11 protein-coding genes are annotated in these 12,618 nt (G+C 69.3%); 5 read left to right on the forward strand and 6 right to left on the reverse strand.

Annotated elements, in window-relative coordinates; genetic code table 11:
• Positions 1 to 62: 62 nt before the first annotated feature.
• The 3 genes from J7E93_RS10655 to J7E93_RS10660 are packed head-to-tail and all read left to right on the forward strand — an operon-like array spanning position 63 to position 2,433.
• On the forward strand, positions 63 to 1,145 hold the full coding sequence (locus J7E93_RS10655) for a 4Fe-4S ferredoxin (protein ID WP_251066354.1): 1,083 nt from the start codon (positions 63 to 65) through the stop codon (positions 1,143 to 1,145).
• The gene (locus J7E93_RS36950) at positions 1,123 to 1,413 is read left to right on the forward strand and encodes an SCP2 sterol-binding domain-containing protein (protein ID WP_251066355.1); all 291 of its coding nucleotides are present in this window, start codon (positions 1,123 to 1,125) and stop codon (positions 1,411 to 1,413) included. Before J7E93_RS10655 ends, J7E93_RS36950 begins: the two co-directional genes overlap by 23 nt.
• Positions 1,414 to 1,470: 57 nt before the next feature.
• Complete coding sequence (locus J7E93_RS10660; RefSeq protein ID WP_215067774.1) at positions 1,471 to 2,433, forward strand: PDR/VanB family oxidoreductase; 963 nt, start codon at positions 1,471 to 1,473, stop codon at positions 2,431 to 2,433.
• A gap of 340 nt (positions 2,434 to 2,773) precedes the next feature.
• Here the strand turns inward: J7E93_RS10660 and J7E93_RS10665 are convergent, their stop codons facing one another.
• The gene (locus J7E93_RS10665; RefSeq protein ID WP_215067776.1) at positions 2,774 to 4,102 is read right to left on the reverse strand and encodes a class I SAM-dependent RNA methyltransferase; all 1,329 of its coding nucleotides are present in this window, start codon (positions 4,100 to 4,102) and stop codon (positions 2,774 to 2,776) included.
• Between the two features lie 87 nt (positions 4,103 to 4,189).
• The gene (locus tag J7E93_RS10670) at positions 4,190 to 6,238 is read right to left on the reverse strand and encodes an APC family permease (protein WP_215067778.1); all 2,049 of its coding nucleotides are present in this window, start codon (positions 6,236 to 6,238) and stop codon (positions 4,190 to 4,192) included.
• Between the two features lie 234 nt (positions 6,239 to 6,472).
• Here J7E93_RS10670 and J7E93_RS10675 point away from each other — a divergent pair, with 234 nt between their 5' ends.
• Both J7E93_RS10675 and J7E93_RS10680 read left to right on the forward strand, forming a co-directional pair.
• On the forward strand, positions 6,473 to 7,141 hold the full coding sequence (locus J7E93_RS10675) for a TrkA family potassium uptake protein (protein WP_215067780.1): 669 nt from the start codon (positions 6,473 to 6,475) through the stop codon (positions 7,139 to 7,141).
• Complete coding sequence (locus tag J7E93_RS10680) at positions 7,141 to 7,821, forward strand: TrkA family potassium uptake protein (RefSeq protein WP_215067782.1); 681 nt, start codon at positions 7,141 to 7,143, stop codon at positions 7,819 to 7,821. Before J7E93_RS10675 ends, J7E93_RS10680 begins: the two co-directional genes overlap by 1 nt.
• Before the next feature lie 239 nt (positions 7,822 to 8,060).
• Here the strand turns inward: J7E93_RS10680 and J7E93_RS10685 are convergent, their stop codons facing one another.
• The 4 genes from J7E93_RS10685 to J7E93_RS10700 form a co-directional block, all read right to left on the reverse strand.
• A complete protein-coding gene (locus tag J7E93_RS10685) occupies positions 8,061 to 8,789 on the reverse strand; it encodes a DUF3159 domain-containing protein (RefSeq protein WP_215067784.1) in 729 nt (242 codons plus the stop codon).
• 3 nt (positions 8,790 to 8,792) lie between these two features.
• Positions 8,793 to 9,191 carry an OB-fold nucleic acid binding domain-containing protein gene (locus J7E93_RS10690; protein ID WP_215067785.1) on the reverse strand — a complete coding sequence of 133 codons (399 nt, stop codon included), beginning with the start codon at positions 9,189 to 9,191 and terminating at the stop codon, positions 8,793 to 8,795.
• Between the two features lie 56 nt (positions 9,192 to 9,247).
• Positions 9,248 to 9,934 carry a response regulator gene (locus tag J7E93_RS10695; RefSeq protein ID WP_215067787.1) on the reverse strand — a complete coding sequence of 229 codons (687 nt, stop codon included), beginning with the start codon at positions 9,932 to 9,934 and terminating at the stop codon, positions 9,248 to 9,250.
• 130 nt (positions 9,935 to 10,064) lie between these two features.
• Positions 10,065 to 12,611 carry a sensor histidine kinase KdpD gene (locus J7E93_RS10700; RefSeq protein ID WP_215067789.1) on the reverse strand — a complete coding sequence of 849 codons (2,547 nt, stop codon included), beginning with the start codon at positions 12,609 to 12,611 and terminating at the stop codon, positions 10,065 to 10,067.
• Between the last annotated feature and the right edge of the window lie 7 nt (positions 12,612 to 12,618).

Here is a 12,618-nt window from a genome sequence, read left to right on the forward strand (position 1 = left end):
CGGTCGCACGAGCGGCCACCGCACACCTGTACACGACATGAGAGAACAGGAAAGGAGGCACGATGGCCGGCAAGAACAAGCTCGACGACCATCCCACCGTCCTCAAAGTCCGCCAGCAGCACGACCGTGGCGTCGCCCGGCCCGCCGAGCCGCTGGATGCGTCCTGGCTGCGGGAGCTATGTCTCGACGCGGGTGCGGACGACGTCGGCTTCGTCGAGATCGACCGGCCGGAAATCGCCGACCAGCGAGCGGACCTGGAAGCCGCCCTGCCGGGTGTCCGCGTGCTGATCAGCTTCGTGACCCGAATGAACCGGGAGAACATCCGCACCCCTGCACGCTCGGTGGCCAACCTGGAATTCCATCACACCGGCGACCACACCAACGAGGTCGGCCGTCACGTGGTGGCCAAGCTGGAAGCGATGGGCGTGCGCGCCATCAACCCCGCGATGGGTTTCCCGATGGAGATGGACAACTTCCCCAGGAAGACCTGGGTCGTCGGGCACAAACCGGTCGCCGTGGCGGCCGGACTCGGCAAGATGGGCATCCATCGCAACGTCATCCACCCCAAGTTCGGCAACTTCATCCTGCTGGGCACCATCCTCATCGACGCCGAAGTCAGCGACCTCTCCCAGCCCATCGCGTACAACCCCTGCCTGGAATGCAAGCTGTGCGTGACAGCCTGCCCGACCGGGGCGATCGCGTCCGACGGCCACTTCAACTTCTCCGCCTGCTACACACACAACTACCGTGAGTTCATGGGTGGCTTCGGCGACTGGGCCGAACAGGTCGCCGAAAGCCGTGACGCCCACGACTACCGGTCGCGCGTGAGCGACAGCGAGAGCGCGTCCATGTGGCAGAGCCTGTCCTTCGGCGCCAACTACAAAGCGGCCTACTGCATGTCGGTGTGCCCGGCCGGCGAGGACGTCATCGGGCCCTGGCTGGAAAATCGCAAATCACACCTCACCCAGGTCGTGCGCCCACTGGTGGACAAGGAAGAGACCGTCTACGTCGTCCCCGGTTCGCGACGCCGAGCAACACGTGGCCAAGCAGTTCCCGAACAAGCGGACGAAGCATGTCGCGATGAGTTTGCGCGCGAACAGCATCGACGGTCTGGTGGAAGGCATGCCGCTGATCTTTCAGCGTGAACAGGCCAAGGACATGTCCGCCACCTACCACTTCACCTTCACCGGCGACGAGTCCCGGCAGATCACCGTGACCATCCGCGACCGCCAACTCGGTATCGCCGACGGACATCACGGTGAGCCGGACCTCAAGGTCACCGCCGACACGGCCACCTGGCTGCGTTTCCTCACCCGACCGACGCTACTGGCGTGGGCACTGGTGCGGCGCCAGATCAGGTTGCAGGGCCCCCCTCGGCTGCTGCGCGACTTCGGCCGTTGCTTCCCGTCCTGATCAGTCAGGAAAGAACGCGGACCACCACATCATCACCCGTAAAATGAAAGGCCGAGCATGAGCACTCTTGGCACCGAGGTCGAACTCGACCTCGTGTTGGAACGCAAGGAGACGATAGCCGAAGGTGTGGTGCTGCTGACGCTGCGCGACCCAGAAGGCCGTCCGCTGCCGGAATGGCAGCCGGGAGCACACATCGATCTGATACTGCGAGCCGACCTCGTCAGGCAGTACTCACTGTGCGGAGACCCGGCGGACCGGTCCCGGCTTCAGGTCGCAGTGCTGCGCGAACCGGAAAGCCGGGGCGGGTCGAGCCACGTGCACGACGTACTCACGGAAGGCGATTCGGTGCGCATACGCGGGCCCCGCAACCACTTTCCGCTCGTCAAGGCGAAGAACTACTTGTTCATCGCAGGAGGAATCGGGATCACCCCGATCCTGCCCATGATCGCGGCCGTCAACGCGAGCCGCGCCGACTGGCGCCTCGTCTACGGGGGCCGTACCCGGGCTTCGATGGCTTTCGGCGAGACGTTGCAGCGGGCGTACGGAGAGCGGGTGAGCCTGCGGCCCCAGGACGAGTACGGGCTGCTGGACCTGCCTTCGCTGCTCGGCAAGCCGCAACGGAGGACAGCCGTCTACAGCTGCGGCCCGGAACCGCTGCTCGCGGCGGTCGAGGCCGGCTGCGAGAAGTGGCCGAGCGGATCTCTGCACCTGGAGCGCTTCGCCCCGAAGAAGGACGTCACCGCCGGGCCGCTGACGACCTTCGAGGTCGAACTCGCCCAGTCCGGCAAGACGCTGAAGGTCTCCGAGGACATGTCCATTCTTGAGGCAGTCGGCGATGCCGGTGTATCGGTGATGACGTCGTGCGAGGAAGGAATCTGCGGAACCTGCGAGACCACCGTGCTGTCCGGGGAGATCGACCACCGCGACTCGGTCCTGACCGACCAGGAACGCACCGCAGGCAACACCATGATGATCTGCGTCTCCCGAGCCAGAGGCGACCGCCTGGTCCTCGACCTCTGATCCACCGCAGAAGCCTCCGGATGCCGCGTCAGCCTCCCCCGCCCCTACCGCCCATGAGACGACACGCACCGGACACTCCACCGAGTGTCACGGAACGTTACTGCCGAGAGGCGGATGGGCGGGGGCAGCCAACATCTCGGCAGCCGGTCTCCCCGCCCCTTCAAGGTGCCCACCGCCATTCAGCTGGGGGCTCCACTCGGCGGTCGCCAATCACGCATGACGATCCGTCAGAAACCATGCCGCTCGTGCGTCAAACGTGCGTCACGTGCGTCAGATTTGCGTCAAGATATCGCCCGTAACACACGTAACGCACGTAATGCACACTCGACAAAGCCGCAGTTCAGCGGCCCTTCTCGGCGGGCTCAAGGATCGCCACGCACTCCACGTGGTGGGTCATCGGGAACAGGTCGAACGCCCGCAGTGTGCGCACCCGGTAGCCGCCCTCCTTGAAGTACGCGATGTCGCGTGCCAGGGCCGCCGGGTCGCAGGCCACGTAGGCGATCCTTCGCGCGCCCAGGCCCGCGAGGTGCTTGACCGTCTGCTTGCCGGCGCCCGCGCGGGGCGGGTCCAGGACGATCAGGTCGACCTCGGAGATGCGGGTGCGCGGGAGGACCGTCTCGACCTTGCCCTGTTCGATGCGGACGCGGTCGTAGTCCTGGAGGTTGTGGCGGGCGTCCTCGACCGCGCGCTTGCCGGACTCGATGCCGAGGACCGCGCCCTGGTCGCCGACCCGGTCGGCGATCGCGCCGGCGAAGAGGCCGACGCCGCAGTAGAGGTCGAGGGCGGTGTCGCCCTTGCGGGGCATCAGGCCCTGCATGACGGCGAGGACGAGCGTCTGGGCGGCCTTCGGGTGGACCTGCCAGAAGCCGCCGTTGCCGACGCGGTACGTGCGGTCGTCGGCGCGCTCGCGGACGAAGGGGCGGCCGTGGACGCGGTGCACCCCGCCGTCGTTCTCGTCGACGCGGAGGACGGAGACGGGCTTGTCGAGCTCCACGATCGGGAGGCGGGCGCCCGGGCGCGGGGCCAGGATGACCTGGCGGTCGCCGGAGCCGGAGGCGGCGATGGCCTCGATCGAGGCCATGCCCTCCCAGGTGCGCTTCTCGATGCCGAGTTCGGAGACGCCCTCCGCCGCGATCATGCAGTGGTCGATGACCTCGACGTCGTGCGAGCGGTGCTTGCGCAGGCCCGCGTGCCCCTCGGCGTCGACGGCGTACTGGACGCGGGTGCGCCACTGCGGGACCTCGCCCGCCGGGAGCTTGTCGCCCTCGGCCGGCATGACGGTGCCGTCCCAGCCGGCCTCCTCGGGGGTGAGCCCGGCCAGGCGCTTCAGCTGCTCGGCGATGACCTCGCCCTTGAGGCGGCGCTGGGCGCCCGGCTTGGCGTGCTGCCAGTCGCAGCCGCCGCACTTGCCGGGACCGGCGAAGGGGCAGGGTGCCTCGACCCGGTCCTTGGACGCCTCCAGGATCGTGATCGCGTCGGCGCGCAGGAAGCGGGAGGTCTCCTCGCCCTCCGTGACCCGGGCGACGATCTTCTCGCCGGGCAGGGCGTGGCGGACGAAGAGGACACGGCCCTCCTCGGTGCGGGCGATGCAGTGGCCGCCGTGTGCGACGGGCCCGACCTCGACCTCGTACTCCTCCCCGACCAACGAAGAAACAGGTGCGTTCTGCATGACGGGGGGACTCCAGAGAATGAGAGAGGTGGGCTGCCGCAGCGCGGCAGCCCACCAGTCTACGTGTCCGTGGCGGCGGTGAGCGCCTCAGCTCTTGGCCGCGGGCTCCTTGGTGCGCTTCTCGACCGGGCCGCGGCGCACCGAACCCGGCGCGTTCCAGTCCTGGCGCTTTCCGGCCCGCTTCTTGGCGGCCTCGGAGGAGCGCAGCTGGTACGGCACGGAGGTGACCATCACGCCCGGCGTGAACAGCAGTCGGCCCTTGAGCCGCAGCGCGCTCTGGTTGTGGAGCAGATGCTCGTACCAGTGGCCGACGACGTACTCGGGGATGTAGACGGAGACGGCGTCGCGCGGGCTCTCGCGGCGGATGCTCTTCACGTACTCGATGACCGGCCGGGTGATCTCGCGGTACGGCGAGTCGAGGATCTTGAGCGGCACGTTGATGCCGCGCCGCTCCCACTCCGCCTTCAGCGCCTTGGTCTCGGCCGGGTCGACGTTGACGCTCAGCGCCTCCAGCTCGCTGGCGTGCAGCAGCTTGGCGTAGGCGAGTGCGCGCAGCGTCGGCTTGTGGAGCTTGGAGACGAGGACGACGGAACGGACCCGGGACGGGCGTACGTACTCGTCGGGACGCTCCTCGGCGGCAGCGATCTCCGCCGCCACGGAGTCGTAGTGCCGGCGGATCGCGGTCATCGTCCCGTAGAAGATCACCATGCCGAGCAGGGCGACCCAGGCGCCGTGCGTGAACTTGGTGGCGAGGACGACGACGAGGACCAGGCCGGTGAAGAACGCGCCGAAGGTGTTGATCGCGCGGGAGCGGATCATGCGGCGGCGCTCGGCCGGGTTCCGCTCGGTCTTCAGGTGCCGGTTCCAGTGCCGGACCATGCCGGTCTGGCTGAGGGTGAAGGAGACGAAGACGCCGACGATGTACAGCTGGATCAGCTTCGTCGAGTCGGCCCCGTAGACCCACACGAGGAGGGCGGCGGCGCCGGCGAGGAGCACGATGCCGTTGGAGAAGGCGAGCCGGTCGCCGCGGGTGTGCAGCTGGCGCGGCAGGTAGCGGTCCTGGGCGAGGATCGAGCCGAGGAGCGGGAAGCCGTTGTACGCCGTGTTGGCGGCGAGGAAGAGGACGAGCGCCGTGGCCGCGGCGAGGACCACGAAGAGGAAGGTGCCGTCACCGAAGACGGCGGCCGCGACCTGGGAGATCACCGGGTCCTGGACGTAGCCCTCGCCGACCGGGACGCCGCCCCTCAGCAGGTCGGTGGCGGGCTTCTCGGCCATCCGTACGTCGGTGGCCATGGCGAGGAAGATGATGCCGCAGAACATGGTGACGGCCAGGCCGCCCATCAGGGCGAGCGTGGTGGCCGCGTTCTTCGACTTCGGCTTGCGGAAGGCGGGGACGCCGTTGGAGATCGCCTCGACGCCGGTGAGGGCGGCGCAGCCGGAGGAGAAGGCGCGCAGCAGCAGGAAGACGAGCGCGAAGCCGGCGAGTCCCTGGTGCTCGGGCTTGATCTCGAAGTCGGCGGTGGGGGCCTTCATGGTCTCGTCGAGGACGATTCCCTTGTACGCGCCCCAGGCGATCATGACGAAGACGCCGGCGACGAAGACGTACGTCGGGACGGCGAAGAGGCTGCCCGACTCCTTCACCCCGCGCAGGTTCATCACGGTCAGCAGCACGATGACGCCGACCGCGCAGAGGACCTTGTGTTCGACGACGAACGGGATGGCCGAGCCGAGGTTCTCGATCCCGGAGGAGATGGAGACGGCGACGGTCAGGACGTAGTCGACGAGCAGGGCGCTGGCCACGGTGAGTCCGGCCTTGGGCCCGAGGTTGGTGTTGGCGACCTCGTAGTCGCCGCCGCCGCTCGGATAGGCGTGGACGTTCTGCCGGTAGGAGGCGACGACCGTGAACATCAGGACGACGACGGCCAGCGCGATCCACGGGCTGAAGTGGTAGGCCGACAGACCCGCGATGGACAGGACGAGCAGCACCTCACCGGGTGCGTACGCCACCGAGGACAGCGGGTCGGAGGCGAAGACGGGCAGAGCGATGCGCTTCGGGAGAAGGGTTTCCCCGAGCCTGTCGCTCCGCAGAGCCCGTCCGATCAGGATCCGTTTGGGCAGGTCGGTCAGTTTGGACACGGAGAGGATCGTAAGCGTTCGAAAAGAGCCACGCTCACCACGACCCCCAATCGGCACGGAATCTCCCTGAGGCTCACCTCGGATGAGGTCCCGGTCGACGTTGCCGCATAAGCTCGGATCGGGCAGCACGGCAGGGCGTTGCCCGCCGCGGCCCGGGCCAGTCGGGTGAGGAAAGTTGTGAGCAGGGTGTTTTCGCAGGTCAGCAAGGCGATCAGGAGTGCGGGGTAAGGGGACGTGCACATCGTCATCATGGGCTGCGGGCGAGTGGGAGCCGCTCTCGCGCAGACCCTGGAGCAGCAGGGGCACACCGTCGCCGTCGTGGACCAGGACCCGACGGCTTTCCGCCGTCTGGGCTCCGGCTTCGGTGGACGCCGCGTGACGGGCGTCGGCTTCGATCAGGACACACTGCGTGAGGCGGGGATCGAGGAAGCCGGTGCCTTCGCCGCGGTGAGCAGCGGCGACAACTCCAACATCATCGCGGCGCGGGTCGCGCGCGAGATGTTCGGCATCGAGAACGTGGCGGCGCGGATCTACGACCCCCGGCGCGCCGAGGTCTACCAGCGCCTCGGCATCCCGACGGTCGCGACCGTCCGCTGGACCGCCGACCAGATGCTGCGACGCCTGCTGCCGTCCGGCGCGGAACCGCTGTGGAGCGACCCGAGCGGTGGCGTGCAGCTCGCCGAGGTGCACACCTCCGCGGCGTGGATCGGCCACAAGGTGAGCAGGCTGCAGGACGAGACCGGGGTGCGCGTGGCGTTCCTCACCCGACTGGGCGAAGCGATTCTTCCCTCGTCGCAGACGGTCCTGCAGGAGGGCGACCTCGTACACGTGATGATGCGTACGGACGAGATCGCGAAGGTCGAGGCGGCCTTCGCCGAGGGGCCTGAGGAGGGCGGTCACTGATGCGTGTCGCTATTGCGGGCGCGGGTGCGGTAGGCCGTTCCATCGCGGGCGAGCTCCTGGAGAACGGTCACGAGGTGCTGCTGATCGACAAGGCGCCGACCGCCATCTCGGTGGAGCGGGTGCCGCAGGCGGAGTGGCTGCTGGCCGACGCCTGTGAGATCACGTCGCTGGACGAGGCGGCGCTGCAGCGCTGCAACGTGGTGATCGCGGCCACCGGCGACGACAAGGTGAACCTGGTCGTCTCGCTGCTCGCGAAGACCGAGTACGGCGTGCCGCGCGTGGTCGCCCGGGTGAACAACCCGAAGAACGAGTGGCTCTTCAACGAGTCGTGGGGCGTGGACGTGGCCGTGTCGACGCCGCGCCTGATGTCCGCGCTGGTGGAGGAGGCGGTGAGCGTCGGCGACCTGGTCCGGCTGCTGCGCTTCAGCCACGGCGACGCGAACCTGGTGGAGCTGACGCTCCCGCCGGAGTCGGCGATCGCGGGGACGCAGGTGGGCGACGTGGCCTGGCCGCAGGACACCTCCCTGGTGACGATCATCCGCGGCTCGCGGGTACTGACCCCGACGCCGGAGGAGACCCTGGAGGCGGGCGACGAGCTCCTGTTCGTGGCCGCCCAGGCCCGCGAGGAGCAGCTGGAGGACCTGCTGTCGGTCCGCCGCGAGGAGCCTGCCACCGACTGACGCCGTAGGTACGCACGTGCAGCACGGGGGAAGCCCGTACGTGTACGGGGAAGGGCCCGGGACCTGTCGAGGTCCCGGGCCCTTCCGTCTGCACGTACGAGCTTCGACACGTCTCCGTGTACGCAGGAGCTCGGACACGTCCCCGCGCACGTACGAGCTCCGGTACGGATACGTCCCCGGGCACGTACGAGGCGGCCGTCTCCGGGCGCCTACGAGACGTGCGGCTACGAGACGTGCGGCTACGCCTCCGGCTGCTGCGCCGCGGCCGCCTTGCGGGCCTTCTCGGCCTCTTCTTCGGCCTCCATCTCGGCGAAGACGTCGATCGGCGGCGGAGCCTTGGCGAGGAACACCCAGGTGAGGTACACCGCGAGCAGGAAGGGCGGGATCTTCAGCGCGACCAGGACCCAGCCGAACTTGGTCGTGTCGGCCCACCAGTACATGGGGAAGAGGATCGCGCACTTGCCGAGCAGGATCAGACCCCAGGCCCAGCTGGCCTTCGCGTACGCCTTCTTGCGGCCGGGGTTACGGGTCCGCCAGGAGAGGTTCTCCTTGAAGACCGGGCCCAGGATCAGGCCGATCAGCGGCACGCCCGCGAGCGTGGTGATGATGTACGCGAGGGCGAGCCCCAGGGTGTAGAGCATGCCGGGCAGGTAGAAGTCCTTGGCGTTGCCCGTCATCATCGCGAAGACCACGCCGAACGCCACGCCGAAGACACCGCTGAACGCGTGCTTGACCGTGTCCCGGCGGATCAGCCGGACGGCGACCAGCACCAGGGAGACCCCCAGCGCGGCGATCGCCGAGATGTGCAGGTCCTTGTTGACCGTGTAGATCGTGACGAAGAGCAGGCCGGGCAGGACCGTCTCGACCATGCCCCGTACGCCGCCGAAGGCCTCGAAGAGTGCGGCCTCGGTGACCTCCTTCGAGGCCTGGGCGTCCTGATCCGTCGTCGGCTTGTCGAGGGACGTCACCGGCTACTCCTGTCCGAGCGGTCGGAGCTCGTATTTGGGGTTGAAGAGGACCCGCCGGCCGTGGCTCATGGAGATCCGGCCGGAGGCGATCAGCTTGCGGCCGGGCTCGATGCCCACGATGGAACGCCGGCCCAGCCACACCACGTCCAGCGGGGCCGTGCCGTCGAACAGCTCGGCCTCGAGGGCCGGAACACCGGCCCGCGGACGCAGAGTGACCGTGCGCAAGGTACCAGTCACCTTGACTATCTGGCGGTCGGAGCAGTCGGAGATACGTGTGCACCCCGACGCCTGGGTGTCCTCCTGGAGCTCTACGGACTCCAGCTCCTCCTGAGAGGTGGACAGCCGGTCGAGCATCCGGCGGAAACGTCCGGCCGGCTTCTCTGTACGCGGTGCAGCACTCATACAGAAAGCGTACCGGCCACCGCGGACACCGGAACGGGCCCTCCGGAGCTCTCCGATCAGTGCTCGAAGCGGTAACCCATGCCCGGTTCGGTGACGAAGTGCCGCGGGTGCGAGGGATCGGCCTCCAGCTTGCGCCGCAGCTGCGCCATGTACACCCGCAGGTAGTTCGTCTCGGTGCCGTACGAGGGGCCCCAGACCTCCTGGAGGAGCTGTTTCTGGCTGACCAGGCGCCCGCTGTTGCGGACGAGCACTTCGAGCAGGTGCCACTCGGTGGGGGTGAGGCGGACGTCCCGCCCGTCGCGGTGGACCTTCTTCGCCGCCAGGTCGACCGTGAAGCCCGCGGTCTCGACCATCACGGCGCCGTCCTCGGTGCCGCCGACCGGTTCGGCCCTGCGGACCGCGGCGCGCAGCCGGGCCAGGAGCTCGTCCATCCCGAAGGGCTTGGTGACGTAGTCGTCCGCGCCCGCGTCGAGCGCCTCGACCTTCTCGTCGGAGGTCTGCCGTGCCGAGAGCACCAGGATCGGCACGCGGGTCCAGCCGCGCAGCCGCCTGATGACGTCGACGCCGTCGATGTCGGGCAGTCCGAGGTCGAGGACGATCACGTCGGGATGGCACTCGGCGGCCAGCCGGAGTGCGGTGGCGCCGTCGGACGCCGCTTCCACCTCGTACTTCCGCGCCTTGAGGTTGATCACCAGAGCGCGGACGATCTGCGGCTCGTCGTCGACGACGAGGACCCGGGTCATCGAAGGGATCCTTCTCTCTGCCTGTCTTCCAGCGGTCGGGGTTCCAGCGGTCGGGGTTCCAGCGATCGGGGTTCCAGCGGTCGGGCGGTGCTCCGGCGGTCCGGCCGCCTTCCGGTGGTCCGCGTCGGGGTCAGGAGGTGACATGGGCGGCCACGTCCGCGGCGGACGGCGGCGGCTGCCCCGTCACGGCCTTGAGGGTCAGGGTCATGGTCAGCCCGCCGCCGGGGGTGTCCTCGGCGGTGATGGTGCCGCCCATGGCCTCGACGAAGCCTCGGGCGACCGCGAGGCCGAGCCCGACACCGGAGCCGCGGGGAGCGTCTCCGAAGCGCTGGAACGGTTCGAAGATGCCGTCCTTGCTCTCCTCGGGCACGCCCGGCCCGCGGTCGACGACCCGCAGCTCGACCCGGTCGCCGAGGGCGCTGGCGGCGACGGCCACCGGCAGGCCTGGCGGGCTGTACTTCACCGCGTTCTCGACGATGTTGGCGACGGCCCGTTCCAGGAGGCCCTTGTCGACCTCGACCATCGGCAGGCTCTCGGGGATGTCCAGCTCCGCGCTGCCGGCGGGGACGCCGCCGAGAGCCATGGGCACGACCTCGTCCAGGTCGATCGCGCGGATCAGCGGGGTGACGGTGCCGGTCTGGAGCCGGGACATGTCCAGCAGGTTCCCGACGAGCTGGTCGAGCCGGTCGGAGCCCTCCTCGATCCCGGCGAGGAGTTCGGCCCGGTCCTCCTCCGACCACTCGACGTCGTCCGAGCGCAGGGAGGAGACGGCCGCCTTGATCCCGGCGAGCGGGGTACGCAGGTCATGGCTGACCGCGGCCAGCAGTGACGTACGGATCTTGTTGGCCTCGGCCAGCTCGCGGGCCTCCTCCGCCTCCCCGACGAGCCGCTGCCGGTCCAGTACCACCGCGGCCTGGGCGGCGAAGGCGCCCAGCACGCGCCGGTCCTCGGCCGGCAGCACCCGGCCGGTCAGAGCGAGCGCCAGGTGTTCGCCGACCGGCATGTCCACGTCCGCGTCCTCGGGCCGCGCGACGGGATGCAGGCCGACACTCGCCGCACGGGTCCACGGCTCGACGTCGCTCGGGCGTTCCAGCAGGGCCACCGACTCCATGGAGAAGGTCTCCCGGACGCGTTCCAGGAGGGAGTCCAGGCTCGACTCCCCGCGCAGCACACCGCCGGCGAGATAGGACAGCACCTCGGACTCGGCGCGCAGCCGGGCCGCCTGGTGGGTGCGCCGGGCGGCGAGGTCCACCACGGAGGCCACCGACGCGGCGACGCCGAAGAAGACGGCGATGGCGACGATGTTCTTCGGGTCGGCGATGGTCACCCGGTGCAGGGGCGGGGTGAAGAACCAGTTCAGGAGGAACGAGCCGAACGCGGCCGAGGCCAGCGCGGGGAGGAGTCCGCCGAGCAGCGCGGAGGCGACGGTGAGCGCCAGGAAGAGCAGCATGTCGTTGGCGAGACCGAGGTCGGCGTCGACATGGGTGAGGAGCAGGGCGAGGAGCCCGGGTCCGGCGACGCCGGCGAGCCGGCCCCAGATGATCCGGGAGCGTCCGAGACGGGCGCCACGGGAGACGGGCAGTCCGCGCCCCTTGGCCACTTCCTCGTGGGTGACGATGTGGACGTCAAGGTCCGGGCCCGACTCGCGGGCGACGGTCTGGCCGACGCCGGGCCCGAACATGTACTGCCAGGTCTTGCGCCGGCTGGAGCCGAGGACGATCTGGGTGGCGTTGACGCCCCGGGCGAACTCCAGCAGGCCGGAGGGTATGTCCTCGCCTATGACGTGGTGGAACGTTCCGCCGAGGTCCTCCACCAGCGTCCGCTGGAGGGCGAGTTCTTTGGGGGAGGCCGCGGTGAGACCGTCGCTGCGGGCGATGTAGACGGCGAGCACCTCGCCCCCCGCGCCCTTCTCGGCGAGCCGGGTGGCGCGCCGGATGAGGGTACGGCCCTCGGGGCCGCCGGTCAGCCCGACGACGATCCGTTCCCGGGCCTGCCAGGTGGAGCGGATGTTGTGCTCGCCCCGGTACTGCCGGAGGTACTCGTCGACCCGGTCGGCCGTCCACAGCAGGGCGAGTTCGCGCAGCGCGGTCAGGTTCCCGGGCCGGAAGTAGCGCGAGAGCGACGCGTCGATCCGGTCGGGCTTGTAGATGTTGCCGTGCGCCAACCGGCGGCGCAGCGCCTCCGGCGACATGTCGACCAGCTCGATCTGGTCGGCGCGGCGTACGACCTCGTCCGGGACGGTCTCCCGCTGCCGTACGCCCGTGATCGACTCGACGACGTCGCCGAGCGACTCCAGATGCTGGATGTTGACGGTGGAGATGACGTCGATGCCGGCGGCGAGCAGCTCCTCGACGTCCTGCCAGCGCTTGCCGTGGCGGGAGCCCGGCACGTTGGTGTGGGCGAGCTCGTCGACGAGCGCGACGGCGGGACGACGTGCCAGGACCGCGTCCACGTCCATCTCGGTGAAGGTGGTGCCCCGATGGGAGAGGGAGCGGCGGGGGGTCTGCTCCAGGCCGTGCAGCAAGGCCTCCGTACGGGGACGGTCGTGGTGCTCGACGAAGGCGACGACGCAGTCCGTACCGCGCTCGACCCGCCGGTGTCCCTCGGAGAGCATCGCGTACGTCTTGCCGACGCCCGGCGCCGCGCCGAGGTAGATCCGTAGCTTGCCGCGTCCCATGGCATGA

It is taken from the genome of Streptomyces sp. ISL-36 (assembly GCF_018614205.1).
Taxonomy (GTDB): domain Bacteria; phylum Actinomycetota; class Actinomycetes; order Streptomycetales; family Streptomycetaceae; genus Streptomyces.

Bases quoted from the DNA above. Each gene is read 5' to 3' on its own strand.
- J7E93_RS10655 (WP_251066354.1), top strand. From the start codon at position 63: ATGGCCGGCAAGAACAAGCTCGACGACCATCCCACCGTCCTCAAAGTC.
- J7E93_RS10665 (WP_215067776.1), bottom strand. From the start codon at position 4,102: ATGCAGAACGCACCTGTTTCTTCGTTGGTCGGGGAGGAGTACGAGGTC.
- J7E93_RS10680 (WP_215067782.1), top strand. From the start codon at position 7,141: ATGCGTGTCGCTATTGCGGGCGCGGGTGCGGTAGGCCGTTCCATCGCG.
- J7E93_RS10695 (WP_215067787.1), bottom strand. From the start codon at position 9,934: ATGACCCGGGTCCTCGTCGTCGACGACGAGCCGCAGATCGTCCGCGCT.
- J7E93_RS10700 (WP_215067789.1), bottom strand. From the start codon at position 12,611: ATGGGACGCGGCAAGCTACGGATCTACCTCGGCGCGGCGCCGGGCGTC.
- J7E93_RS36950 (WP_251066355.1), top strand. From the start codon at position 1,123: ATGCCGCTGATCTTTCAGCGTGAACAGGCCAAGGACATGTCCGCCACC.
- J7E93_RS10690 (WP_215067785.1), bottom strand. From the start codon at position 9,191: ATGAGTGCTGCACCGCGTACAGAGAAGCCGGCCGGACGTTTCCGCCGG.
- J7E93_RS10660 (WP_215067774.1), top strand. From the start codon at position 1,471: ATGAGCACTCTTGGCACCGAGGTCGAACTCGACCTCGTGTTGGAACGC.